Genomic DNA, 707 nt, shown 5'->3' with positions numbered 1-707 from the left:
CAGTCGGCGCGCAATGGTCCGCACAATCCCAACCATCGCATTCCCTATCCGGTTAACCCTGACGAAGTGAAGGAGTTCCAACAATGAAGCGCTATATCGCCGCACCGCGGCGCATTGCCCTCGGCAAGGCCGTTCTCCTGTCCCTGTTCCTGGCCGGCTGCGCTGGCGGCAGCGGCATCTCGACTGATCGCTCCGACAAGTTTGTCTATGCCTCGCTAGGCGCGGTCAACCATACCGGCAATTACATGGACTGGGTCTCGATTGACGGTGTGCCGAGCCACAACATGCGCGCCTATGGCTCAGCCAACGCCGGGACATGTTGTGTGGGGGTGCCGCGAATCTACCGTCCCGGCCTGCAGGTGACCGTCAAGTGGAAGGCCCGTGACGGGGCCAAGATCCTCTATGGGAGCAAGGTGGTCGAGGTCGAGCCCTATGCCGAGGCCGGCACCATCTATGCCCACATCTATCCGAACGACGTGGTCCGTGTGGTCGTGTCGGCGCGCTACGACGCACATAGTCCCAATCATCCCATTCCCTATCCGGTCGATCCGAACAAGTCGAAGGAGTTCCAACAATGAAGCGCTATATCGCTGCCCCCGACCGCACGCTCCCACCAGATCCGGCCGAATGCTGCAGCCTGACGCCGCGCGAGGTTTTCCGCGTGTTGGGGACCAAGGCGCGAGGTTTTCCGTGTGTTGGGGACCAAG

1 protein-coding gene is annotated in these 707 nt (G+C 61.5%); it reads left to right on the top strand.

Going from position 1 to position 707, the window contains the following annotated elements:
* Nucleotides 1–83 precede the first annotated feature (83 nt).
* Nucleotides 84–578 carry a DUF3304 domain-containing protein gene (locus tag AC1DT6_RS40550; protein ID WP_441637774.1) on the top strand — a complete coding sequence of 165 codons (495 nt, stop codon included), beginning with the start codon at nucleotides 84–86 and terminating at the stop codon, nucleotides 576–578.
* Nucleotides 579–707: the final 129 nt, after the last annotated feature.

This window comes from Cupriavidus sp. 01L45 (assembly GCF_056399885.1).
The sequence above is the reverse complement of the archived record's forward strand: the minus strand, read 5'-3'. Positions and strand labels throughout refer to the sequence as shown.

Coding starts and splice junctions, on each gene's coding strand:
- AC1DT6_RS40550 (WP_441637774.1), top strand. CDS start 84: ATGAAGCGCTATATCGCCGCACCGCGGCGCATTGCCCTCGGCAAGGCC.